Raw genomic sequence first — 24,323 nt, 5'->3', positions numbered from 1 at the left:
CAGCCGTCCCGGCCGTCAGCCGCCCGCGCCTGTCACGACCGCCGCGCCAGCCCCGTCCCCTTGCCCGCGTCCAGGGCGTACACACAGCGGTCCTTGCTGCACGCGTACACCACACCGCCGACCGCGATCGGGGAACCGGTGATCTCGCCGCCGGTCTCCAGCTTCCAGCGCAGCTGGCCGCCCATCGCGTCGAGCGTGTAGAGGCAGTGGTCGGCGGAGCCGAAGTGCACCCGGCCCTCCGCGACGACCGGGGCGCCGATGACCTCCGCGCCGGCCTGGAACCGCCAGCGCGGGGTGCCGGTGACCGCGTCGAGCGTGTAGAGCGCCTTGCCGCTGCCCAGATGGACCGCACCGTGTGCGACCAGCACCGGTTCGGTGGACTGCCGGGCCTCGGTGGCGATCCGCCAGCGGTCGCGCCCGTCCGCCGGGTCCAGCGCGTAGACCGTGCCGAGGTAGTCCGCCAGATAGACCCCGCCGCCGGTGACGGCCGGGCCGGGGGCGAAGGCGGGCGGGCTGAGGAACACCGCGGGCGCCTCGAAGTGCCAGCGCACGTCACCGCGTGCGATGTCGATCGCCAGCACCCGGGTGCCGGCCACGACATAAACCGCCCCGTCCGAGGCGGGCAGCAGCCGCATCGGCACCCCGCCGCAGGCCGCGGCGTCGCCCACCGGGTACGACCAGCGCTCGGCGCCGGTCCGGGCCTCCAGTGCCTTGAGCCGGGCGTCGGCCCAGACGAAGACCGTGCCCTCGTGCACCACGGGCCCGGCCTCGGCGGTCTCGAAGTCGGTCTGGACGCCGCCGGTCTCCCACAGCAGTTCGCCGTTGGCGGCCTCCCAGGCCTGGACGCCGCCCCCGCGGGTGCTGGTGACGACGGTCCCGCGGTCGACCTTGAGGGCGTAGACCCAGCCCTCGGTGTTCAGCCGCCAGCGCTCGGTGCCGTCGTCGGCGTCCAGGGCGTACAGGCTCGGGCCGTCCGAGGCATGGATGCGGCCGTCCGCGACGGCCATCGCCCAGGCGACGTCACGGGTCTTGAACTTGCGCCGTCCGCTGGCCACATCGAGCGCGTGCACCTCGAAGGACGTGACGTAGAGCAGGTCGTCGGCGACGGCGGGAGTGCCCCACACATCGTTCGACATCCGGAACCGCCAGGGGCGCCAGCGGCCCGGCTCGGCGGGCGGGGCCTCGGGCGGCGGGGGCGGTGCGGCCTCGTTGCGGGCCGGGCTCTCCCCGCCGTGCGCCGGGCCCTGCGGGGGCACCCCGGTCGTGGGTCCGGCGCCGGGCGGCCGTACCCAGTTCGTCGCGGCACCGGCCTGCGCACGCGGCGGCGGTGCCTCGGCGCGCGGCCCCGGCCCTATCGGGGCGTGCGAGCCACCGAGCTGTACGGGACCGGCGGCTCCCTCACCGGGGGCCGCCGACGGGGCGGGCGGTGCGGAGGAGAGTGCGGCGGCGGGGGACGGCGCGGAGGCGGGCGGCGGTGCGGAGACCGGCGTCACCCGGGCCGTGGAGGCGTCCGGGCCGAGCACCGCGGGCTGCGGCATCGGGCCCGGGTGGGCACCGCGCGGGTCGCCGCGGTGCGCGCCGGGGCCCGCACCGATCTGGCCGGGCCAGCCGGACTCCGCGACGGCGGCAGCGGGGGCGCTCTCCGGCCGCGGCGGGGCCTGGACGGGTGCGGGCATCGGGGGTGACACGGGCGGGGCCGGCGGTGCGGCGGGCGCCGGGCGGGCGGAGCCACGGCCGGCGGCGGCCCGCTGGCCGTTGCCGGGTACGGCGGTACGGCCGCCGCGCCGGCCCTCGATGAGGCCCACCGCGCCGGCCGGCAGCCAGGCCGAGGCGGTACCGCTGTCGTCGCTGCCGGAGCCGAAGAGGTGCGGCGCGAGCTGGGACTGGAGATCGGCGGGGGACGGCCGCTGGCCGGCCTCCATCTGCATACAGGACTCCATGAGCGGACGGAGTTCGTCCGGCAGCCCCGCCAGGTCGGGGCCCTCGCGCAGCAGCATGAAGACGGTCTCGACGGGGTTGGCGCCATGGAACGGCGCGTGCCCGGTGGCGGCGAAGACCAGCGTCGACCCGAGGGAGAAAACATCGCTCGCGCCCGTCACACTGCGCGAGTCACGGGCCTGCTCGGGCGACATGTAGGCGGGCGTGCCCACGGCCACATTGGTCATCGTCAGCCGGGTGTTGGACACCCCGGAGGCGATACCGAAGTCGATCACCCGGGGGCCGTCCTCGACGACCAGTACGTTCGACGGCTTCAGGTCGCGGTGCACCAGGCCCGCACCGTGGATGGACTGCAGCGCCTCGGCGATCCCGGCCGCCAGCCAGCGCACCGCCTGGGCCGGGAGCGGCCCGCACTCATTGACTATTTCCTCGAGGGAGGGCGCGGGGACATAGGCCGTCGCGAGCCAGGGCACCGCCGCGCGCGGGTCGGCGTCCACCACCGCGGCCGTGTAGAAGCCGCTGACCGCGCGGGCCGCCTCGACCTCGCGGGTGAAGCGGACCCGGAACAGCTGGTCCTCGGCGAGCTCGGTACGCACCGTCTTGATCGCCACGCGCCGGCCGGACGCCGAGCGTGCCAGATAGACCAGCCCCATGCCGCCGGCCCCGAGACGGCCGAGCACCTCGAACGGCCCGATCCGCCGGGGATCGTGCTGCGTCAGCTGCTTCAGCTGCTCCACCACTTACCTGCCACCTCCCCGTGGGGCGTTGAAAGAGACTCTCAATTGCCACGATTTGCCGAGAGCCACTGCCCCGTGCAGCGTCTCACCGCCTGGCCGAAACGGCCGTACGCGTGCTGATTCTTCCTGGCCGAGCCGACGGTTGCGAACCCGGGGCCTGTCCGCCGTGTCACGGCATACCCCCCGTAGCCCGCACCGGGTCCGTTACCCGACGTCTTCCAACCCCGCCTGACGTGCTCCGATACGTCCTGCGAAGGGCGATTGCCCACCGGGTTACCGCTCGGTCGCGGGTCCCCTGCGCGGGGCACCGCCCGCCCTGCGGACGTTCACCACTCTGCTTGACGCGCTCATGAGGAGATCGGTTGAGCTTCCCGGGCATCCGGTCGCCGCGATGCTGCCCACCGCGCCGCCCCACCGGCCGCACACACCCGTCCCCCTTCACGCCTGGCCTCCCCGCCGTCACGTCCGCCCCACGCTCCAATTCTGCGTGTTCGAAGGTCATTTCGGCGCACGCGCGCCGGGCGTGGCGCCTTGAATGACACCGGGGCAGCCGGAAACGGCGATCGCCGCAGCGGCCATATGTCCACGCTAGTACCGGTTCGCGCAGTACGCTCGGCAGGGATTCGAACACAGGCTCGATTGCCGGGAGGTCCGAAGGTCACGGCGCCACCGGCGGGAGCGAAGGGGGCGATGTTCAACTGACGGCCATCGTCGCGCACTTGTCGCACGGAGGGTGACCACTTATCCACCAAAGTTGTCCACAGGCTGTTGATAACACCGTTCACCGGTTCGGACCAAGCGGCAGCATTCGAGCCGCGGGTGCGGACCGGCCCGCCACCACGGCGCTCCCCGGGGCCACCCACCCCTAACTCCCCCATCCCCATTTGCAGGCAGCCAAATCGCGCTCCGATCACCCCTCGGTAAGCTGACGGCATGACAGGACAAGTTCGAACCGTCGACGGCAGAGTTGCCGGCCGCCGCGGACAGGCGACGCGGCAAAAGCTTCTCGACTGCCTCAGTGAAATGCTCAGTTCGTCCCCCTATCGGGACGTCAAGGTCATCGATGTAGCCCGAAAAGCGGGGACTTCACCCGCAACGTTCTATCAGTACTTCCCGGACGTCGAGGGTGCCGTCCTCGAAATCGCCGAGGAGATGGCCAAAGAAGGCGCCACTCTGACCGATCTTGTCGCCGGACGCTCCTGGGTGGGCAAATCCGCCTGGCAGGCCGCGGAGGATCTGGTCGAGGGCTTTCTCTCCTTCTGGCGCAAGAACGACGCCATTCTGCGCGTCGTCGACCTGGGTGCCGCCGAGGGCGACAAGCGTTTCTACAAGATCCGCATGAAGATCCTCAATGCCGTCACCAACTCCCTTACCGACTCCATCAAGGACCTGCAGAGCAAGAGCAAGGTCGACAAGGACGTCAGCCCGGCCGCCATCGCCGGCTCGATGGTCGCGATGCTGGCCGCGGTCGCCGCGCACCAGAAGGGCTTCCAGAGCTGGGGCGTCAAGCAGGCCGAGCTCAAGCCGAATCTCGCGCTGCTGGTGCACCTCGGTGTCACCGGCAAGAAGCCGACCAAATAACCGAAGCATCCGCGAGAGCGGTCGGGGCAGCGGCCGGAGAAGCCGCCGCGCCTCGAAGTCCCGGTGTTCCCGGGACGGTTCGCCCATCGTTCCTGTGTCCGTCCTGCCATAGCTGTACCGCACACGCAGCGGGCGCCGCGCGGCCCTCCGGGGTCCGGCACGGCGCCCGCTGCGCGTATACGGGCACGCACCGGCCCGTTCAGCGCCGTTCCAGCCGGAACACCCGTATCTCCCGCTCCACCCGCGCCTGGTACGCGGCGTACGGCGGCCACAGCGCCAGCGCCGCCCGCCAGGCCCGCGCCCGCTCCTCCCCGGACAGCAGCCGGGCCCGCACCGGAATGTCCCGGCCCCGCCAACTCACCTCGGCCTCCGGATTGCTGAGCAGGTTCCCGGTCCAGGCCGGATGCCCCGGCCGCCCGAAGTTGCTGCCGACCAGCAGCCAGCTGCCGCCCTCCTCCGGTACGCACGCCAGCGGGGTACGCCGCGGCAGCCCGCTCCTGGCGCCGGTCGCGGTCAGCACCACACCGGGCAGCATCCGGGCGCTGAGCAGCACCTTTCCGCGGGTCAGCCGGTGGACCGCCCGATCCAGCGCGGGAATGACGTACGGCGCGGTGCGGGCGAAGGCGCGGGTCGCGGAGACCTTCATGAGCAGCCGCTCACCCGGGCGCATCAGCGCGGCACCGCCGCCGGCCGGCCCGGGACCGGCACACCGGCCGGCTCCCCGCGCCCGCCCGGCTCCGCCGCCCCGTCCGGGAACAGCCCGGCCTCCTCGGCGGCCCGCGCCCGCAGCCGGTGCACGGGCCCCAGCAGCAGTTCGTCGCAGGCCGCGCGCTTGAAGTACAGATGTGCCTCGTGCTCCCAGGTGAAGCCGATACCGCCGTGCAGCTGCACCGCCTCGGCCGCCACCGCCCGCAGGGTCTCCAGCGCCTGGGCGAGCGCCAGCGCCCCCACCCCGGGCTCGGCCGTGCCGTCCGGACCTGCGCCGCTCCCGGACGGCCCGCCGCCCGCCGACCAGGCCGCGTAGTACGCCGCCGAGCGGGCCGCCTGCAGCCGCACATAGAGATCGGCGAGCCGGTGCTGCACCGCCTGGAAGGAGCCGATGGGCCGGCCGAACTGTTCGCGCTGCCGGACATGGGCGACGGTGCGGGCCAGCGCCGCGTCGGCCGCGCCCACGGCCTCGGCGGCCAGCGCCGCGGCCGCCGTCACCCCCGTCGCGGCGAGCGCCCCGGCCACCGCCGTCTCGTCGCCGTCGCCCTCCCCCAGCAACTCGGCGGGCACCTCGCGCAGTTCGAGGCGTGCCTGCGGCCGGGTCTCGTCCAGCGCGGTCTGCCGGGTCCGCAGCAGACCGGGCACCCCGGACGCCGCGCCGGACCGGGCACCGCCCCCGTCCGCCCGTACGAGGAAGAGCAGGGTGCGGCTGCGCGCGAAGCCGCCGGTGTGCGCGGCCACCAGGAGCACGTCAGCGGTGTGCCCGTTGAGCACCTGCCCGGCCTCCCCGTACAACCGCCAGCCGCCGGGCGGGCGTGCGCCGTTCGCCGCCCCGCCCCCCTCCGGCGCCCGCCGCGCCTGGATACCACCGGCCCGGCCGCCGCCCGCCCAGCCGCCGTCGTTCGGGCCGGTCAGCGCCAGTGCGGTGGCGAGCCGGCCGCCCGGCACCGCGAGGGTCGCGGTCAGCTCCCCGGCGGCGAGTGCGGGGAGGAGGGTGTGGCGCTGGCGCTCGCTGCCCAGCGCGAGGAGGAGCGGGGCGGCCAGCGCGGCGGTCGCGATCAGCGGTGCGGGCAGCACGGCGCGGCCGGTCTCCTCACAGGCCAGGGCGAGTTCGGTGGGGCCGCAGCCGACCCCGCCGTACGCCGTGGGCAGCGCCAGACCGGGCAGCCCGAGCCGTCCGGCGAGCTGCTGCCACAGCTGGGTGTCGTACCCGGGCGGGGTGCGCACCGCCGCCTTGACCTCGTCCGGGCCACAGCGCTTGAGCAGCAGTTCGCGCAGCGTACGGCGGATTTCGTGCTGCTCCTCGGTGAACGCGGCATCCATCGGCGGGCTCCTCCCGGCCGTGCGACAACGCCCGTCCGGTCCGACGGGCCCCCCGCTTCCGATCTGACGGGCCGTCATAGTAGGGACGAGGGGTGCACTTTCCTAGGCCGGGTCCGCAAGTCATCGGGGCGGCCGGGGGCTCGGGCATCCGGAACGGCACGGAGCCGGGTCACACCGCCGTGACCCGGCTCCTAGGCGTGCGCCGCCGGTCAGCGGATCAGGTGCACGGTGAGGTTGGTCTCCGTGTCGCTGACGTTGACGGCGTGGATGGAGCCGTGCGCCGTGCGGTAGTGGCCGGTGCCTCCGGTGATCGCGAAGTTGATGGTGCCGGGGCCGGCGGCGGTGACGGTGAAGCGGCCCTCCGCGGTGATCTGTCCCAGGGGAAGCGCGAGGTCGGACGCGCACTGGAGGTCGAACTCGTCGCCCGGGGCGGTCCGGGTCAGGGTGCAGATCTGGCTGTAGGTGCCGACCGGGAGGCCGGCGCGGAACAGGTTCCCGGTGTTGACGAATTCGTCGCCCTGACTCGGCCCGGACGATCCGTCCACATCGACGAACGTGCCCTGCGTCTGCTTGGCGACCAGCTGGAAGACCGTCTCGTTCGGGGGAAAGGAATCGGCCGCGGCACCGGCCGCGGCGGCCGCCGGTGCGCAGAAAAGGAGGGCCGACATTCCGGTGGCCGCGGTCAGCAGGATCTGCTTGAAGGGACGCACAGTTTTCTCCTCTGGGACTGGAAGGGAATTGCTCTGACGCTGTGCCGTGAGGTGCTTTCGATCCCGGTCCGCTGTCGCGTGGACGGCAGGGCCCCGCGACTCCCGCCCGGCCCGTCGGCCGGGTTCCGGTCGGCCGGAAACTCGGTGTGCCGGTGCCGCGCCGCCCGTAGGGGTCGGCCCGGCCGGGCTGCGCGGCCCGTCCGGCGGATCAGATGCCGGGACCGCCGACGTAGGTGAACGATCCGGTGGGGCCGTCAACGGGGCCGGTGACCGTGACCGTGACGGTGCCTGCGGCGCCGCTGGGCGGGGACGTGGCGGTCACCGCGGTGTCGGAGACGATCTCGAAGGGCGCCGGGGTGCCGTTGAAGGTGACCTGCTCGGTGTGGGACAGGCCGGTGCCGGTGATCGTGACGACGGTGCCGCCCGAGGTCGGTCCCGAATTGGGGCTGATGTCGGTGACGGTGGAGGAACTGACGTAGGTGTAGGTCAGGCCCTGGACGCTGCCGCCGGCGGTGCGCACGGTGACGGGGACGCCGCCGGGCCCCGGGGCCGTGGTCGCCCGGACGGTGATCTCGGTGTCGGAGACGCTCTGGATCACGGCGCGGCTGGTGCCGAAGTACACATCGATCGCCCCGGCGAGGTTGCGGCCGGTGAGGGTGATCTCGTCGTCGCTGCCGGCGACCGGCCCCACGTCGGGGCTGATGCCGGTGAGTACGGGCAACGGCGTGTAGTAGAAGGTGCCGAGGGTGCCGGTGCCGCCCGCGGTGGTGACCGTCACGGGGACGGCACCCGACCCGGCGGGCTCGGTGACGGTCAGCGAGGTGTCCGTATTGGCGGTGATGCCGGCCTGCGCGGTCCCGAAGCGCACGGCGGTGGCGTTGGCCAGGTGGTGCCCGGTCACCGTCACGGTGGCGCCGCCCGCCGTGGACCCCTGGTCGGGCAGCACGGTCGTCGCGATCACGCTGACCGTGCCGGCCTCGGTGTTGACGACGTAGGCGTGCGTCCCGTCGGGATGGATGGCGAGGCCGGCCGGGCCGGCGCCCACCCCGATGTTCTCGACGGCGGTATGGGTGGCGGTGTCGATCACGCTCACCGTGTCCGGCAGCGAATTCGCCACCAGGACATGGGCGTTGTCCGGGGTCACCGCCAGGAAGCGCGGCTGGGCACTGACCCCGATGGTGTCGATGACGGCCCCCAGCGCGGTGTCGATCACGCCGACCGTGGAGTTGCCGACGTTCGTGACGTAGACGCGGGACCCGTCGGGGTTGACCGCCAGCAGGATGGGGACCGGACCGGCGGGAATGGCGGCCGAGACGGTGTTCGTGGCGGTGTCGATCACGCTCACCGCCCCCGAGCCGAAACATGCCACATAGACACTGGTCCCGTCCGGGGCGATCACCACGCCGGTCGGGGCGTTCCCGACGGTGATGACATCGCTGACCGTATTGGTGGCCGTATCGATCACGCTCACGGTGCCACCGGCCTGTTGGCTCACATAGACGCGGCTGCCGTCCGGGGTGACCGCTGCCCCCGCCGGCCCGTTCCCCACCGGGATGTCCGTGCCGAAGGTGTTCGTGGCGGTGTCGAGCACGCTGACGAGTCCGGCGTCGGCGAGGACCGCATAGCCACGGGTCCCGTCCGGCGTGAGCGCCACGATGCCGGGACCGGCTCCCGTGGGGAGGGTGTCCGTCACGGTACTGGTGGCGGTGTCGATCACGCTGATCGTGTCCGAGCCCCGGTTGGCGACATAGGCGCGGGCACCGTCGGGCGAAAGGGTAATTCCCTGGGGCAGCGCACCCACCGGAATAACCGCGCCCGCCACAAATGCGGCACGTAATCCGGAACTTCGCGCCGGTGCGGGCGTCGGAATGTGCGGAGTAAAGGCGAACATGACACTCCCTCAGGCAGGCGGGAGCGCTTTCGTCCCGCACACGGAAATGTCTGCTCCGCCGCATGGGCAAACAGCGAGCAGTCAGCCGGCCGAGAGCTGGCCGGTGAAATGCACAAAGCGATGTGAGAATACCGTTCCCGGGTGGCCTTTTAAAGACCGCCGCATATCTCAGATTCTCCGATAATCGCTTTAAGCCGCCTTCTCCGGACGGCGCCGCAGCGGCGACGGTGATCGCGTTCCGGCCGGCGAGCGCGGAACCCTTCCGGGGCCGGAGCCGCACCCCGCCCCCTGCCCAGGCTCCCCATATCTGATGTACCGTCAGATTCATGACCTCAGGGACCACTTACGGGAAGCGCAAGGTCGCCGTCGCCGGAGTCGCCCTGTCCGACTGCGGACGCGTGGACCGGGCCACCCCGTACGCCCTGCACGCCCAGGCCGCCCGCCGGGCACTCGCCGACAGCGGGCTGGACCGTGCGGTGATCGACGGCTTCGCCTCGGCCGGCCTGGGCACCCTCGCGCCCGTCGAGGTCGCCGAGTACCTGGGACTGCGCCCCACCTGGGTCGACTCGACCTCGGTCGGCGGCGCCACCTGGGAGGTGCTCGCCGCGCACGCCGCGGACGCGATAGCCGCCGGCCACGCCAACGCCGTGCTCCTCGTCTACGGCTCCACCGCCCGCGCCGACATCAGGGCCGGGCGGCGCACCTCGAACCTGTCCTTCGGCGCCCGTGGCCCGCTCCAGTTCGAGGTCCCCTACGGGCACACCCTGATCGCCAAGTACGCCATGGCCGCCCGCCGCCATATGCACCAATACGGCACCACCCTGGAGCAGTTGGCCCAGGTCGCGGTCCAGGCACGCGCCAACGCGGCGGCCAACCCGGACGCCCTGTACCGCGAACCGATCACCGTCGACGACGTCCTGGACGGGCCGGTGATCGCCGAACCGTTCACCAAACTGCACTGCTGCATCCGCTCCGACGGCGGCTGCGCGGTCCTGCTCGTCGCCGAGGACCACGTCCCTGACCTCGCCAAACCCCCGGTATGGGTGCTCGGTTCCGGCACCGCGGTGTCCCACACCACCATGTCGGAGTGGGACGACTTCACCGTCTCCCCCGCGGCGGTCTCCGGCCGGCTGGCCTTCGACCGCGCCGGGGTCCGCCCGGACGAGATCGACCTCGCCGAGATCTATGACGCCTTCACCTACATGACCTTGGTGACGCTGGAGGACCTGGGGTTCTGCGCCAAGGGCGAGGGCGGCGCGTTCGTGGGCAAGGGGCGGCTGCTGCGGGACGGGGAGCTGCCGGTCAACACCGACGGTGGCGGGCTGGCCGCCTGCCACCCCGGGATGCGGGGGCTGTTCCTGCTGGTCGAGGCGGTACGCCAGCTCCGCGGCGAGGCCGGCCCGGACCGCCAGGTCCACCGGCCCGGCGGCCGGCTGCCCCAGCTCGCGGTCGCCTCCGGCACGGGCGGCTGGTTCTGCTCCTCGGGGACGGTGGTGTTGGGGCGGGGGTGAGGCGGGGCCAGCGCCGGGCCTCGGGAAGCAGGGCCCGGCGGACGACAGGGGTCCGGCGGGAGCCCGGCGGGGACTTGCGGGCGCCCGGCGCCGAGGCCGGAGGGGGCCGGGAGACGAGACGGGGCCGGGAGGCCGGCCGTTGCTCAGTCGGCGGCGGGGCGGGCGCCGACGGTGAAGGCGGTGCCGAAGGGGTCGGTGAGCACGGCCATGCGGCCGTACGGGGTGTCCTCGGGGGCCTCGGCCGCTCCGCCGGCGGCGACGGCACGGGCCACCAGTTCGTCGGTGTCCGCCACCTCGAACAGGGTCTGCCAGCGGGATGCACGGGCCGTGGGGTCGCCGATGACGCCGCCGATCTCATGGCCGTCGGGCCGCCGCAGGAAGGTGAAGTCGACGCCGGGCAGGTCGTCGTTGCCGTCGAGCGTGAAGGCGAAGACGTCGGCGTAGAAGCGGCGGGCGGGCTCGGGGTCCGGGGCCGCGAGGTCGTTGCGGATCAGCGTGGCAGGCTCGTTGACCAGCTCGCAGCCCGGCAGCGTACGCCCCTGCCAGAGGCCGAACCGGGCGCCGGCGGGGTCCGCCGCGACGGCCGTACGGGCCAGCCCCGCCACCTCCGCGGGCGGCACCGGCACCGTCCCGCCGCACTCGACGATCCGCTGGGCCGCCGCGTCGCAGTCGTCCGTGGCGAGGTACGGCAGCCACCAGGACTCGCCCTCGACATCCGCGGCGGAGACGGACCGCAGGGCCGCCACCCGCCGGCCGCGCAGCAGACACAGGGTGAGGGGCCCGGCCGCCGCCGACCGCTCCTCGTACTCCCAGCCGAACAGTGCGCGGTAGAACCCCTTCGCCCGGTCGAGGTCGGGGACCCCGAGATCGATCCAAGTCGGCGTACCGAGCGGCTGGTTGCTGCTGATCTCGCTCACGGTCTGCTCCTTCGCAGTGACACGGCCTGAGCCGACGCTAACGGGGGTTGAGGACAGGTTGGGTCCTGAAGAGGGGCTACACAAACGTCACAGACAAGCGTTTATGACGTTTGTATACTCATGCGGGGCGATCTGGCGCACCTCCTCCACGAACGCACCCGCGCGGACGTCGAGTACGTCTTCGGTGACTCGATCACCTCCCTCACCGAGCGGCCGGGCGCTCATGACGACGGTCCGACCGGGGACCGGGGCCACGAGGGAGGCCGCACGGGCGGCACAGACGGCGCGGGCGGTGTCGAGGTCACCTTCGAGCGCGGTGCGCCCCGCCGCTTCGACCTCGTCGTCGGCGCCGACGGTCTGCACTCGAACGTCCGGCGGCTGGCCTTCGGCCCGGAGGAGCGGTTCGTACGGCACCTCGGGGCGTACATCTCGGCGTTCTCCCTGCCGAACGAACTCGGCCTGGACCGCGAGGAGTTGTACCACGCCCTGCCCGGCAGGCTGATCTGCGTCTACCGCTCCGCAGGGGACCCGGCGGCCAAGGGCCTGTTCTCCTTCCGGTCGCCGCGGCTGGACCACGACCACCGGAGTCCCGACCAGCAACGGGCGCTGCTCAAGGCGGCGTTCCGGGGCGTCGGCGTCGCCCCGTCCGGTGGCTGGACGAGGGTCCCGCGGCTGCTCGAAGCGGCCGATGCGGCGGACGACTTCTACTTCGACGGGATGCAGCTGATCGAGATGGACCGCTGGTCGCGCGGCCGGGTGGTGCTGCTCGGCGACGCCGCGCACTGTGCCTCACCGGCGTCCGGGCAGGGCACGGGGATGGCGCTGGTGGGCGCGTATGTGCTGGCCGGGGAGCTGGCGGTACCGGGGCGCGGTCCGGAGGAGGCGTTCGACCGCTACGAGAAGGAGATGCGCGGCTATGTCGCGGTCAACCACGCGCTGGCGGAGAAGTTCGCCAAGGAGATGACGGCGGACTCCTGGTGGCAGATCCGGTTCCGGCATCTGATGATGCGCGCGCTGCCGTACATGCCCTGGAAGAACGTGGTCGCCAGGAAGATCACCGAGGAGGTGCAGCGGGGCGCCCACGCGATCACCCTCAAGGACCATCCCGCTCCGGGGGCGGCCCCCGCGCACGCCCCGGCCGCCGGGCGCCCCACGTACGCTGCCTGACATGACCGATCACCCCGCGCCCCAGGAATCACCGGACGCCGCACCCGCCGGCACCCCGGCGGAACACTCCGACGACGCGGACGCCCGGGCGTTCCGCGAGCTGCTGCGCGGGCTGCGGGTCTGGGACGTCGCCCTGCCGTCCTTCGACCCGGCGGCGGCCCCGGCCGCACCGCTCCCGCTGTTCCGGCGGTGGCTGCGGGAGGCCGCCGAGGCCGGGGTCCCCGAGCCGCACACCATGACCCTCGCCACGGCGGACGCGGCCGGCGCCCCCTCCGTACGGACCCTGATGCTGCACGACGCCGACGAGCGCGGCTGGCACTTCGCCTCGCACCGCGGCAGCCGCAAGGGCCGCGAACTGGCCGTACGGCCGCGGGCGGCGCTCGGCTTCTACTGGCCGGCGGTCGGCCGGCAGGTGCGGGTCAGCGGGACGGTGACCGCGGCGGGCCCCGAGGAGAGTGCGGCCGATCTGCACCGCCGCTCCACGGGCGCGCTGGCCGCAGCGCTGGTCGGCAGGCAGAGCGAGGTGCTCGGCTCGGTACAGGAGCTGGCGCGCGCCTCGGAGGCCGCGTGGGAGCGTGCGCGGCGCGAGCCCGAGGCGCCGGTGCCGAGCTGGACGCTGTATGTGCTGCAGCCGGAGGAGGTCGAGTTCTTCCAGGGGGACGCGGAACGCCGTCACCTGCGGCTCAACTACCGCTTCGAGAGCGGGGGGTGGGTGAAGGAGCTGCTCTGGCCGTGAGCGGCGCCAGGCACCGGCGGCGCGGGCGGCATGTGCGCGCGGCGGTGGCCTGCGGTGTCACCGGACGGGCGGCACCGGCTGCGGCATCGGCTGCGGGGTTATCGGCTGCGGTGTCACCGGCTGCGGCGGCGCCCGTTCACCCTGTCGTCCGTGCGGCGTGACCGGCTCGGGCCGTTCCCGCCCGCACTCACAGCTGCTGGTACATGATGTGCAGCCCCACATAGCCCTTGGTGGGGTGCAGGAAGCCCTCGGGCAGGGTCGTCATGATCTGGAAGCCCAGGGACTTCCAGAGCGCGACGGCGCCGGTGTTGGTCTCCACCACGGCGTTGAACTGCATCGCGCGGTAGCCCTCGGCGCGGGCCCAGTCCAGTACGTGTTCGCCCAGGGCCCGGCCGACGCCGCGTCCGCCGCACTCGGGGTCGACCATGAAACTGGCGCTGGCGATGTGCGAGGCGCCGCCCATGTGGTTGGGGTTCATCTTGGCCGTCCCCAGGACCGTGCCGGAGTCGTCGACCGCGATGACCGTGCGGCCGGGCGGCGTCAGCATCCAGGTCCCGCGGGCCGTCTCCTCGTCGATGTCCCGCGGGTAGGTGTAGGTCTCCCCGGCCGCCACGATGGTGTGGAAGAAGGGCCAGATGGCGGGCCAGTCAGCCGCGGTCGCCTCACGAATCAGCACGGCCACAGCATGCCTCGGGGCCGCCCGGCCCGCCACCGGGTTTCGCTGCGGGGGAGAACAGCGGGAGAGAACAACCGGGGTGCCGGGCACGGACCGCGACCGGCCAACGACGTCGGGCACGGGCCGCGACCGCCCGGCGACGTCGGGCATAGGGGCGAGCTGCCGGGTGCCGGGCCCCGGGGGCGTGGGTTCACGCCGGCCGGAAGACGGGGACGGCGGCCACGGCGCCTTCCCCCTCACTCCCGCCCGCAGTACCGCCCTCGACCGCGCCCTTGCCTTCGCCGTCGACGGCGCCCGCGCCCGCGCCCCGAAAGTGCACCCTGAGCGGCATCCCGATCCGTAGCTCGTGCTCCGGGCAGTCGGTGATCTCGGTCATCATCCGGGGGCCTTCGGCGAGATCGACCACGGCCGCGACGTACGGGACCCGGTCGCCGAACGGCGGCAGGTCGTTACGGTGCACGACGGACCAGGTGTAGAGGGTGGCGCGGCCGGTGGCCTCCTCCCAGCCGACGTCGTCGCTCCAGCAGCGCGGGCAGAACTCGCGCGGGTAGTGGTGGGCCGCACCGCAGCCCTCGGCCCGGCAGCGGCGCAGCAGCAGCCGCCCCTCGGCCGCCGCGTCCCAGTACGGCCGGGTGAACGCGTCCACCTCCGGCAGATCGAACCGCGCGGCCCCCCGCACCGGCCCGGCGGCACGGACGGCACGGGCCCCACGGGCGGCACCGTCACTCCCCGCCCCGCCCGTGGACGCCCCTCCACCCGCAGCAGTCGGACCCGCCCCCGCAGCCACATCCGCAGCCGCCCCCGCCGAGTCCGCACCCGTCCCCGCAGCCCCAACACTCACCGGAACACCCCCAGCACCTCGTCGAGCGACCCGATCGCGTCCGGCGATCCGGCCCTGTCCACCGGACCGGCCGTATCCGGCACAGCATGCGCCTGGCCCGCCGCCACCCTCCGGCCCGGCCCTGTCGCGCGGCTCATCACGGCGGGCGCCCAGAACTGAGCCTGACGGTACGTCAGTTCAGCCGAAGCGGGCCAGGCGCGCAAGGGGCCCGGCGTGACCCTCCCGGGGTCTACCCACACCCGACCGCACCGCCACACCCGGCCCGCCTCGCGCAACCTTTCCCTTGCACAGCCATTCCTGACATGCCGTCAGTTCAGTAATCTGACTATGCGTCAGTTATGAGAGCCGTCACACAGGAGCGGGCGTCTGCGATGCTTGGATCGACTCACGGCACCCTCACCACTCACTCCCGGCCGGCCCGCGTCGTGGCCTGTGGGGAGCAACCACCACACACCGTCCACGGTATGAGTGAACCGCACCGCGACGGCGGGGGACAGGGCGCCTGCCCCGTCGACCGGGATGTCAGCGGCCGTCCACTGCACGCTCCGGTGCCGGACCTGGACCGGTTCTTCCGGCCCGAGTCGGTGGCCGTGATCGGCGCCTCGGACAGCGAGGGGCGCCCCAATACGGGCATCACCCGTCAGCTGATCGGCTGGGCGGAACGGGTCGGCGCCCGGCTCCACCCCGTCAACCCGGGCCGCACCGAGGTCTTCGGGCGGCCCTGCCATGCCGGGATCGCCGAGCTGCCGGAGCCCGTCGATCTCGCAGTCCTGCTGGTCGCCGACCCGCTGCCGGTCATCGAGGAACTCGCCGAGGCCAAGGTGAAGTTCGCGGTGGCCTTCGCCTCCGGGTTCGCCGAGACCGGTGAGCGCGGCGCGGCCGCCCAGGACCGGCTGGCCGAGGCCGTCGCCCGCTCCGGGCTGCGGCTGCTCGGCCCGAACACCAACCTCAACGCCTTCGAGAGGTTCCGTACCGACCTGGACGGACCGGCGATCGCCCTGATCACCCAGTCAGGCCACCAGGGCCGCCCCGTCTTCAGCCTCCAGGAACTGGGCATCCGCCTGTCGCACTGGGCTCCCACCGGCAACGAGGCCGATCTGGAGACCGCCGACTTCCTCTCCTACTTCGCCACCCGTCCCGAGGTCGGCGCCATCGCCGCGTATGTGGAAGGGCTCAAGGACGGCCGGAGCTTCCTGCTGGCCGCCGACCGCGCCGCCCGCAACAAGGTGCCCGTCGTCGCCGTCAAGGTCGGCCGCACCGAGACCGGCGCCCGGACGGCCGCCTCGCACACCGGGAAGCTGACCGGCGCTGACGAGGTGGTGGACGCCGCGATGCGGCAGTTCGGCGTGATCCGGGTGGACGGGCTCGACGAGCTGCAGGACACCGCGGCGCTGCTGGCCCGTGCCAGGAAGCCCACCGCCGAGGGCGTCGCCGTCTATTCGATCTCCGGTGGCACCGGCGCCCACTTCTCCGACCTGGCGACCGCGGCCGGGCTGCGGCTGCCCACCCTCGGCCCGGCCAAGCAGGCCGAACTGCACCAGTGGATACCGGAGTACCTGCACGTCGCCAACCCGGTCGACAACGGCGGGCACCCGGTCGGCGACTGGCGCGGCCGCAAGATCCTCGACGCGCTCCTGGCCGACCCCGCCATCGGCATCCTGATCTGCCCGATCACCGGCCCCTTCCCGCCGATGAGCGACAAGCTCGCACAGGACCTGGTGGACGCGGCGGAGCAGACGGACAAGCTGGTGTGTGTGGTGTGGGGCTCGCCGGTCGGTACGGAGGACGCCTACCGCCGCACCCTGCTCGGCTCCTCGCGGGTGGCGACCTTCCGCACCTTCGCCAACTGCATCACCGCGGTCCGCGCCTATCTCGACCACCACCGCTTCGTCGCCGGCTACCGCTCCCCCTTCGACGACGCCCCGCGCGTCCTGTCCCCGTCCGCGCGCAAGGCGCAGGCCCTGATGCGTCCGGGCCAGCAGCTCAGCGAGCACGCGGCGAAGCAGCTGCTGCGCGCCTACGGCATCCGGGTCCCGCGCGAGCAGCTGGTGACCAGCGCGGCGGCGGCCGTACGGGCCGCGAGCCTGGTCGGCTACCCCGTGGTGATGAAGGCCTCCGGGCCGCAGCTCACGCACAAGACCGAACTCGGCCTGGTCAAGGTCCAGCTGACCTCGGCCAGCCAGGTCAGGGACGCCTATCGCGAACTCACCGACATCGCCCGCTACGAGGACGTCCCGCTGGACGGGGTGCTGGTCTGCCAGATGATCGAGCGGGGCGTCGAGACGATCGTCGGCGTCACCCAGGACAGCCTCTTCGGGCCGACCGTGACCGTCGGGCTCGGCGGGGTGCTCGTGGAGGTGCTGCGGGACGTGGTGGTGGGCGTACCGCCCTTCGGTGAGGACCAGGCGCGCGCGATGCTCGACGAACTCCGCGGCCGGGCCCTGCTGGACGGCGTGCGCGGAGCGCCGCCCGCGGACCTCGACGCGCTGGTCGAGGTCGTCCTGCGGGTGCAGCGGATGGCGCTCGAACTCGGTGACGAGCTGGCCGAACTGGACATCAACCCGCTGGTGGTGCTGCCGCGCGGCCAGGGCGCCGTGGCCCTCGACGCGCTCGCCGTCTGCCGCTGACCGCACCGGCGCCCGCACCCGTAACCGCACCCACAAGCGCGCCCACACCCATACCCCGGCCCACCGCAGCGCACGGACCGCCGCCCACAACGCCGCCGGCCACCGTGACCGCCCCGACCGCACCCTCTGGAGCCGTTCCCCCATGACACCCTCACCGTCCCCCGGTTCCGTTCCCCCCGCCGCGGCCGACGAGCCCGCCGGCCGGACCGGCTCCGCCTCCCCCGCGGACCCCGTCGATTCATTGGTACTGCACACCACTGACAACGGCGTCTCGTGGCTCACCCTCAACCGGCCGGACGCGATGAACGCCCTCACCCCCGACCAGCGCGAACGCCTCATCGACCGGCTCGCCGACGCCTCGGCCGACCCCGGCGTCCGGGCCGTCGTGCTCACCGCGACCGGCAGGGGCTTCTGCGCCGGTGCCGATCTGCGTGGAGCCCCGTCGGCCGGCGAGCGGGTCGCCGGTGATGTCGCCCGGCTGATCCGGGGCGGCGCCCAGCGGCTCATCACGGCGGTGCTGGACTGCGAGAAGCCGGTCATCGCCGCCGTCAACGGCACCGCGGCCGGGCTCGGCGCCCATCTCGCGCTCGCCTGCGACCTGGTGCTGGCCGCCGAATCCGCCCGCTTCATCGAGGTGTTCGTCCGCCGCGGCCTGGTCCCGGACGGCGGCGGCGCCTACCTCCTGCCGCGGCTGATCGGCCCGCAGCGCGCCAAGGAGCTGATGTTCTTCGGGGACGCCGTACCGGCCGCCGAAGCGGAGCGGCTGGGTCTGGTCAACCGGGTCGTGCCGGACGGCGCGTTGGCGAAGACGGCCCGGGAGTGGGCCGAGCGGCTGGCGGCCGGCCCCACCCGCGCACTGGCCCTGACCAAACAGCTGGTCAACGCCTCGCTCGACACCGACCGGGCGGCGGCCCTGGCCGCCGAGGCCACCGCGCAGGAGATCAATATGACGACGGCGGACGCACAGGAGGGCGTGGCCTCCTTCGTCGCGCGACGCCATCCGGCATACCGCGGCAGGTGACCTTCCCGGGGCCCCTTCCCACGGCCCGCGCCCGGCGCCCGCGCCCGGCGCCCGAGGTCAGGGGCCGAAGTCGGGGCCCGAGGTCAGCGCCCTGAGCACAGGCCCCGTGCGCCTAGCGCACCCCCGCCGGGCACTCCGGCACCTCACGGGTGTTGCGCGTCCGCACGCCCGGCAGCCAGCCCCGCACCCCCTGCCCGCTGGTGACCAGATACCAGCGGGAGGAGGTGACGCCCGCCTCGTCCCGGACCATCCGCCCGTCCGTCACCACACAGCGGGCGGACAGCACATCGCCGTGCCAGACGCGGCCGGCGGAGTTGCCGCGCGCGGCGTACCTGGCGCGCGGGTCGTTGGCCAGCCGCAGCGCGCACTCCAGGGAGCGGCCCGTGCGGCAGGCCTGTTCACTGTTGTAGACCGTGATCCTCACCTTCGGGTCCGGCCCTGCCGGCTGGAGGGAGACGAGCCCGGGGCGCACCAGCCACCACACCCCCAGCACCACCGCGGTCACCGCCGCCGCCACCACGGGCACCACCCACCGCGGCCGCCTCCGGGGCAGCGGCACCACCTCGGGCCTCCGCGCGGTACCCGGCTCCCTGATGCGGTCCCACAGGCCGGCCGGTGTCTCGATCTGCTCGTCCGCGAGCCGCAGCCGGGCGCGCAGCAGCGTCTCGGCGTCGTCCCCGGAGCCGTCGCCCCGCCCGCCGCCGGAGCCCCGGCCGTCACCGCCCGCCGCGCCCGCACCGCCGTCATGGCGTGGCCCCACGTCCACCGCGCCGCTCACCTCCCGGCCTGCCCGTGTTCCGATTCAACGAGGTGGGCGCGCAGCCTGTCCAGCGCTCGGGCGCGATGACGGGCGGCGGTGCCCCGGTGCACCTTCATGATCTTGGCGGCCTGGTCGAGGGTGTAGCCGTCGAGGTCGACGAGGATGACGATGCCGGCCTGCCGGTGCGACAACCGCCCCAGCAGGCGCACCGCTTCGATCTCCGCCTGCCGCCGCTCCACCCCGCCGTCCCAGCCGCCGGCCGCCCCGCCGGCTCCCGACCCGGCGCCGCCCCCCGCACCGGCCTCCTCGACCCCCTCCATGCCGTCGACCAGCACCTGGCGCCGGTCCTTGCGGTAGGCGTCGCGGGCGACGTTGAGGACGGTGGTGAAGGCGTAGGCGTAGGGCTCGGGATGGGCGAGGAAGCGCTGGGGCCGGGCCGCGAGTTTGAGATAGGCCTCGTGCACCACGTCCTCCGCGGACTGTCTCGATCCGGCCAGCATCACCGCCCTTCGGTACAGCCGGGGCAGCAGCCCGCAGAAGACCTCGTCAAAGCTGGGTGTCGCGGCAGACGAAGCTGACGACGGTGTCGCATCGGCCATGTACCGGAACTCTCCCCCGTGCTCGGCTACGGACGCGGCCGAAGTGGACGCTACCCGCGGCGACGCCACGCAATCAGGAATCCAGTCACCGATCTCCCCCGAATCCGCCGCAGATCATCCCGGAACCAGGGAAAACCACACCTGTGGGTGGTGCCCGCTCCGCACGCCTTCACATCTGACGCTCCATCAGATTCAATGAACCCATGATGGGACACGCGGGAATGGCAGCCACGGTCGTGCGGTACCTGCGCTCCGTCGGCGCGCCCACCACGGCGGCCGGCCCGTCGCCCGCCACCGCGCCACCCCGGCCCGCGCTGCGCGCCGTACGCGAGGACGAGCGCGCCCCTATGGACCCCATGGAATTCCGCTCCGTACTGGGACACTTCGCCAGTGGCGTCACGGTCATCACCGCTCCCGGGGAGCCGGGTCCGGCCGGTTTCGCCTGCCAGTCCTTCGCCTCACTGTCCCTCGACCCGCCGCTGGTGACGTTCATGGTGGCGCGTACGTCGACCACCTGGCCGCGGATCGCCCGCGCCGGGGTGTTCTGCGTCAACGTCCTCGGCGCCGGACAGGGCGAGCTCTGCCGGGGGTTCGCGGTCAGCGGCGGCGACAAGTTCGCGGGGGTCCGCCACGAGCCCGCGCCGGTGACCGGCGCACCACGGCTGGCGGACGTCCCCGCCTGGATCGACTGCACGATCCAGGCCGTCCACACCGGCGGCGACCACCTCATCGTGGTCGGCCGCGTCGAGGCACTCGGCACCGACCCGGCCGCCGCCGGGAGCGGCCCGCTCCTCTTCCACCGGGGCGCCTTCGGCCACTTCCGCCGGTGAGCGCGGCAGCACGGCCACGACAGCGACGGCAGACGGCGGCATACGACGGCGGAGCCGAGGCCCGCCGCCTGAGTGGCCCTCAGTCCCCGCGCCGGGTCAGCACCTGCCGGTCCCACGCGTCCGGGTCGCCCAGGAAGGCGTAGAGAGTGGGTGCGTCCTCCGTGCCGCCGACGTACCACTCGCAGCGGCCCACCTCCACCCGTAGTTGCCCGCCCGCCGGGGCGCGCTTCAGCTTCCAGCTGCCGGCGCCGCCGCAGTCGTCCCCCGGCGTGCTCATCCCGCGGGTCGTCGCCGCCCCGCCGGCGGACAGCTCCAGCGTGCCGCCACTCCCGTCCGTCCAGACCCCGACGAGCGCGCTCCGGGCCGGCTTCGGGTGCTCGTACACGGTCAACAGGCCCGTCGCGAGGGCGCCCACGCCCAGGACGCCGAGCACGAGGGCGGCCAGGAAGCCGCTGCCCGCGACGGTGAGCGTCAGCCGGACGGTGCGCCGGGTCCCGGTGCCCCGGGCGGCGACCGCGGCCAGCAGGGCGGCGGGCACGGCCGCCACGGTCAGCAGCAGCCAGCACCCGGCGTACACCCCGGGTGGCTCCGCCGAGCCGGTGAGGAGCGCGCGGAGCGCCCCGTACGCCACCGTCGCCGCGGCCGCCGTGAACGGGGCGGCGGCCGCCGTGAACGGGGCGGCGGCCGCCGTGAACGGTGCGGCGGCCGCCGTCCACCACCACGCCTGCCGCCCCCGCCGCCCGCTCCACCGGGCCGCCCGGCGCGCCAGCGACAGGGTCGGCAGCACCAGGGTGACCGTCAGCACGAACCCGGGGAGCGCGCCGAGGACGAGCGCGACCGGCAGGACCAGGCCCGCCATGAAGCCGTTGCCGGCCGGGCCCTCCTGGGTGGCGCCGTGCAACAGCAGCCCGACCACGGCGAGCCCGGCCTCACCCAGCAGCGCCGCCATCGACACCAGCAGCGTCCGGCCGCTCCACACGGGACCGAGGGGGCCGTGCGGACCGGTCCGCCCGTGAACACCGGTGGTGCCGTGAACCCCGGTCCGGCCCTGAGTTCCGTCACGGCCATGGCCCCCGCCGCAGCCGTGACTCCCGCCCGCCCCGGCCGTCTTGGGCACACCGGCCCCCGGCCTCCCAGCAGGCCGCCCGTCCCCCGCAGTGCCCATGGTCCCCATCCCCATCACCCCTCCCCCGGGATGATGCACCCGCCAGGCGCCGCCCCACCACGGGGCCGCACCGCCCGGCGGCCACCACTCCGGGGAAGGCGACGGCGACAAGGACCGGGCCCGGAACGCCCGCCGTCGAGGGGGGCAATCGGGCACCACCAGCGGCCGGAAGGCCAGGACCCCTCAGGAACGGTCCGGCGCCGGAGCGGCCTCGTCCCCGAAGGTGAGCACCCCCCGGGCCACCCGCCCGTGGTGGGCGTCGTCCGCCGCCCGCGCGAAGTCCTCCACGGGGTACGTCCGGGTCACCAGCTCGTCCAGCAGCAGCCGCCCTTCGCGGTACAGCCGGGCGTAGAGCGCGATGTCCCGCTGGGGCCGCGCCGACCCGTACCGGCAGCCCAGGATCGCCTTGTCCAGGTACATCGACGACACCAGGAACGACGCCTCCGCGGTGGCCGGCGGCACCCCGAGCAGCACCGCCTGGCCGTGCCGGTCCAGCAGGTCGACGGCCTGCCGGATCAGCCGGGTGCTGCCCACACACTCGAAGGCGTGGTCGGCGCCGGTCGGCAGGATCTCCTTCACCGCCTTGACGCTGTCGGCCACCGCCGAGGCGTCGATGAAGTGCGTGGCGCCGAACTGCCGCGCCACCGCCTCCTTCGCGGGGTTGGCGTCCACCGCCACGATCACCGACGCCCCGGCGATCCGCGCGCCCTGGAGCACGTTGAGGCCGATCCCGCCCGCGCCGATCACCACGACGGAGTCCCCGCGGTCCACCTTCGCCCGGTTGAGCACCGCGCCGACACCGGTCAGCACCCCGCACCCGATCAGCGCGGCCGAGGTCAGCGGAATGTCCTCGGCGATCTTCACGGCCTGCACCGCCTTGACGACCGTACGCTCCGCGAACGCCGAGTTCGACGCGAAGCTGAACAGCTCGCGCTCGCCCCGCCGGAACGGCTTCTGCGGCATCCCGATCGCCTTCCGGCACATCGTCGGCCGCCCCCGGTCGCACTCCGCGCACGCCCCGCAGTTGGCCAGCGTCGACAGCGCGACATGATCGCCGGGCGCCACATGGCCGACGCCGGCGCCCACGGCCTCGACCACGCCCGCGCCCTCGTGCCCCAGCACCACCGGCACCGGAAACGGAATGGTCCCGTCGATCACCGACAGATCGCTGTGGCACAGCCCCGCGGCCCGGATGCCGACCAGCACCTCACCCGGCCCCGGGTCCCGCACCGTCAGATCGTCCACGACCCGGGGCTGCTCGCCGTCGAATATGACGCCCTTCATCACCGCTCCAGTCTGGGCAGGCCGAGCACACGCTCGGCGATGATGTTGCGCTGGATCTCGTCCGAACCGCCGTAGAGCGTGTCGGCCCGGGTGAACAGGAACAGCCGCTGCAGCGCGTCCAGTTCGTACGGCGCCCGCGCGGTCCAGTCGACGGGCCCGAGCGCCGCGGCGGCGCCCCGCACCCGCATCGCCAGCTCCCCCAGCCGCTGGTGCCAGCCACCCCACAGCAGCTTCGCCACACTCGGCGCCCCGGCGTCCCCGGCGGCACCCAGGGTCCGCAGCGCGTTCCACCGCATGACCCGCAACTCGGCCCACTGCCCGATGAGTTGCTCACGCAGCACCGCGTCCCGCAGCGCACCGCAGCGCACCGCTTCGGCGATCACGGCGGACAGCTCGGCGGCGAACCCGATCTGCTGCACGAGCGTGGACACCCCCCGCTCCCGCGCCAGCAGCCCCATCGCCACCCGCCAGCCCGCGCCCTCGCCGCCGACCACCTGCGGGGCGAGCGCCCCGTCGAAGAACACCTCGTTGAACTCCGCCGTCCCCGACATCTGCCGGATCGGCCGCACCTCGACCCGTCCCGGCTGGTCCATCGGCACCAGCAGGAACGAGAGCCCCCGGTGCCGCCGCTCCCGCGGGTCCGTCCGCGCCAGCACGAAGCACCAGTCGGCCTCCCGGGCCAGCGACGTCCAGATCTTCTGCCCGCTGACGCGATAGCCGGCCCCGTCGCGGACCGCCACCGTGCGCAGCCCCGCCAGATCCGACCCCGCGTCCGGCTCGCTGTAGCCCTGGCACCACAGCTCCTCACCCCGCGCGACGGCCGGCAGGAACCGCCGCCGCTGCGCCTCGTCCCCCGCCGCGATCAGCGTCGGCGCCAGCAGGTTCTCCCCGATGTGCCCCACCCGCCCCGGCGCCCCGGCCCGCGCGTACTCCTCGGCCCACACGACCTGCTGCGTCAGACTCCCCACCCGGTTCCCGTACGCCCCCTCCGCGCACTCCCACCCGAGCCCGATCCACCCCCCACCCCCCAACTCCCGCTCCCACTCCCGCCGCTCGGCAACCCCCAGGTGCTCACTCCCGGGCCCGCCCACCCCCGCCAACCCCGCATACGGACCAACGAGATGCCGCTCCAGCCACTCCCGGACCTCCGCCCGGAATTCCCCATCCGCCCTACCGAACCCAAAGTCCACAAGCCCCTCCACACCCACCCCCACCAACGGAAAGAACTCCCCCCAACGGGAGGGGACGGGCCGGAGGGGCCGGTGTGGGGGACTGCTTCGCTTTACGTCCCCCACACCGGC

General features: G+C 73.7%; 20 protein-coding genes. 7 read left to right on the top strand and 13 right to left on the bottom strand.

The features are described 5' to 3' along the window. Nucleotides 1-32: 32 nt before the first annotated feature. A complete protein-coding gene (locus tag ACWC9R_RS31635) occupies nt 33-2,678 on the bottom strand; it encodes an outer membrane protein assembly factor BamB family protein (RefSeq protein ID WP_450736666.1) in 2,646 nt (881 codons plus the stop codon). A 930-nt stretch (nt 2,679-3,608) separates the two neighbouring features. On the opposite strand from ACWC9R_RS31635, the gene ACWC9R_RS31630 reads away from it, so the two are divergent. Next, nucleotides 3,609-4,256: a TetR family transcriptional regulator gene (locus ACWC9R_RS31630; protein ID WP_362602874.1), complete on the top strand. Its 648-nt coding sequence runs from the start codon at nt 3,609-3,611 to the stop codon at nt 4,254-4,256. A 199-nt stretch (nt 4,257-4,455) separates the two neighbouring features. On the opposite strand, the gene ACWC9R_RS31625 is transcribed toward ACWC9R_RS31630, so the two are convergent. From ACWC9R_RS31625 to ACWC9R_RS31610, 4 genes are all read right to left on the bottom strand, one after another. Continuing rightward, nucleotides 4,456-4,926: a nitroreductase/quinone reductase family protein gene (locus tag ACWC9R_RS31625; protein WP_450736664.1), complete on the bottom strand. Its 471-nt coding sequence runs from the start codon at nt 4,924-4,926 to the stop codon at nt 4,456-4,458. Next, nucleotides 4,926-6,287: an acyl-CoA dehydrogenase family protein gene (locus ACWC9R_RS31620; protein ID WP_450736662.1), complete on the bottom strand. Its 1,362-nt coding sequence runs from the start codon at nt 6,285-6,287 to the stop codon at nt 4,926-4,928. The genes ACWC9R_RS31625 and ACWC9R_RS31620 overlap by 1 nt, the downstream gene beginning before the upstream one ends. A gap of 209 nt (nt 6,288-6,496) precedes the next feature. Beyond that, a complete protein-coding gene (locus ACWC9R_RS31615; RefSeq protein ID WP_450736660.1) occupies nt 6,497-6,997 on the bottom strand; it encodes an allene oxide cyclase barrel-like domain-containing protein in 501 nt (166 codons plus the stop codon). A gap of 208 nt (nt 6,998-7,205) precedes the next feature. Further along, nucleotides 7,206-8,798, bottom strand: a complete 1,593-nt coding sequence (locus tag ACWC9R_RS31610) for an IPT/TIG domain-containing protein (RefSeq protein ID WP_450736658.1) — start codon at nt 8,796-8,798, stop codon at nt 7,206-7,208. Between the two features lie 416 nt (nt 8,799-9,214). Between ACWC9R_RS31610 and ACWC9R_RS31605 the strand changes: the two genes are divergently transcribed. After that, nucleotides 9,215-10,399 (top strand): thiolase C-terminal domain-containing protein, encoded by a 1,185-nt coding sequence (locus ACWC9R_RS31605; protein ID WP_450736657.1) that lies wholly within the window; start codon nt 9,215-9,217, stop codon nt 10,397-10,399. Nucleotides 10,400-10,542: 143 nt separating this feature from the next. On the opposite strand, the gene ACWC9R_RS31600 is transcribed toward ACWC9R_RS31605, so the two are convergent. Beyond that, nucleotides 10,543-11,316, bottom strand: coding sequence for a VOC family protein (locus tag ACWC9R_RS31600; protein ID WP_450736656.1), 774 nt, complete (start codon nt 11,314-11,316; stop codon nt 10,543-10,545). 120 nt (nt 11,317-11,436) lie between these two features. On the opposite strand from ACWC9R_RS31600, the gene ACWC9R_RS31595 reads away from it, so the two are divergent. Continuing rightward, nucleotides 11,437-12,483, top strand: coding sequence for an FAD-dependent monooxygenase (locus ACWC9R_RS31595; RefSeq protein WP_450736654.1), 1,047 nt, complete (start codon nt 11,437-11,439; stop codon nt 12,481-12,483). A gap of 1 nt (nt 12,484) precedes the next feature. Next, nucleotides 12,485-13,219, top strand: a complete 735-nt coding sequence (locus tag ACWC9R_RS31590) for a pyridoxine/pyridoxamine 5'-phosphate oxidase (RefSeq protein ID WP_450736652.1) — start codon at nt 12,485-12,487, stop codon at nt 13,217-13,219. A 187-nt stretch (nt 13,220-13,406) separates the two neighbouring features. On the opposite strand, the gene ACWC9R_RS31585 is transcribed toward ACWC9R_RS31590, so the two are convergent. Continuing rightward, nucleotides 13,407-13,895, bottom strand: a complete 489-nt coding sequence (locus ACWC9R_RS31585; RefSeq protein ID WP_450736650.1) for an N-acetyltransferase family protein — start codon at nt 13,893-13,895, stop codon at nt 13,407-13,409. Between the two features lie 190 nt (nt 13,896-14,085). After that, nucleotides 14,086-14,541, bottom strand: coding sequence for a Zn-ribbon domain-containing OB-fold protein (locus ACWC9R_RS31580; protein ID WP_450736648.1), 456 nt, complete (start codon nt 14,539-14,541; stop codon nt 14,086-14,088). Nucleotides 14,542-15,107: 566 nt separating this feature from the next. Between ACWC9R_RS31580 and ACWC9R_RS31575 the strand changes: the two genes are divergently transcribed. Both ACWC9R_RS31575 and ACWC9R_RS31570 read left to right on the top strand, forming a co-directional pair. Then, the gene (locus tag ACWC9R_RS31575) at nt 15,108-17,363 is read left to right on the top strand and encodes an acetate--CoA ligase family protein (protein WP_450736646.1); all 2,256 of its coding nucleotides are present in this window, start codon (nt 15,108-15,110) and stop codon (nt 17,361-17,363) included. 142 nt (nt 17,364-17,505) lie between these two features. Next, nucleotides 17,506-18,384: an enoyl-CoA hydratase/isomerase family protein gene (locus ACWC9R_RS31570; RefSeq protein ID WP_450736644.1), complete on the top strand. Its 879-nt coding sequence runs from the start codon at nt 17,506-17,508 to the stop codon at nt 18,382-18,384. A gap of 112 nt (nt 18,385-18,496) precedes the next feature. On the opposite strand, the gene ACWC9R_RS31565 is transcribed toward ACWC9R_RS31570, so the two are convergent. After that, on the bottom strand, nt 18,497-19,150 hold the full coding sequence (locus tag ACWC9R_RS31565; RefSeq protein WP_450736642.1) for a hypothetical protein: 654 nt from the start codon (nt 19,148-19,150) through the stop codon (nt 18,497-18,499). A gap of 8 nt (nt 19,151-19,158) precedes the next feature. Beyond that, nucleotides 19,159-19,743, bottom strand: a complete 585-nt coding sequence (locus ACWC9R_RS31560; protein ID WP_450736641.1) for an RNA polymerase sigma factor — start codon at nt 19,741-19,743, stop codon at nt 19,159-19,161. Nucleotides 19,744-19,964: 221 nt separating this feature from the next. Between ACWC9R_RS31560 and ACWC9R_RS31555 the strand changes: the two genes are divergently transcribed. Beyond that, nucleotides 19,965-20,573, top strand: coding sequence for a flavin reductase family protein (locus ACWC9R_RS31555; protein ID WP_450736639.1), 609 nt, complete (start codon nt 19,965-19,967; stop codon nt 20,571-20,573). A gap of 79 nt (nt 20,574-20,652) precedes the next feature. Here ACWC9R_RS31555 and ACWC9R_RS31550 read toward each other — a convergent pair whose 3' ends face one another. The 3 genes from ACWC9R_RS31550 to ACWC9R_RS31540 all read right to left on the bottom strand — a co-directional run bounded on the left by ACWC9R_RS31550 (nt 20,653) and on the right by ACWC9R_RS31540 (nt 24,212). Continuing rightward, nucleotides 20,653-21,552, bottom strand: coding sequence for a hypothetical protein (locus ACWC9R_RS31550; protein ID WP_450736638.1), 900 nt, complete (start codon nt 21,550-21,552; stop codon nt 20,653-20,655). A gap of 369 nt (nt 21,553-21,921) precedes the next feature. Then, complete coding sequence (locus ACWC9R_RS31545) at nt 21,922-23,022, bottom strand: Zn-dependent alcohol dehydrogenase (protein WP_450736636.1); 1,101 nt, start codon at nt 23,020-23,022, stop codon at nt 21,922-21,924. Beyond that, nucleotides 23,022-24,212, bottom strand: coding sequence for an acyl-CoA dehydrogenase family protein (locus tag ACWC9R_RS31540; protein WP_450736634.1), 1,191 nt, complete (start codon nt 24,210-24,212; stop codon nt 23,022-23,024). Before ACWC9R_RS31540 ends, ACWC9R_RS31545 begins: the two co-directional genes overlap by 1 nt. Nucleotides 24,213-24,323: the final 111 nt, after the last annotated feature.

Source organism: Streptomyces sp. NPDC001219, from assembly GCF_053597915.1.
The sequence above is the reverse complement of the archived record's forward strand: the minus strand, read 5'-3'. Positions and strand labels throughout refer to the sequence as shown.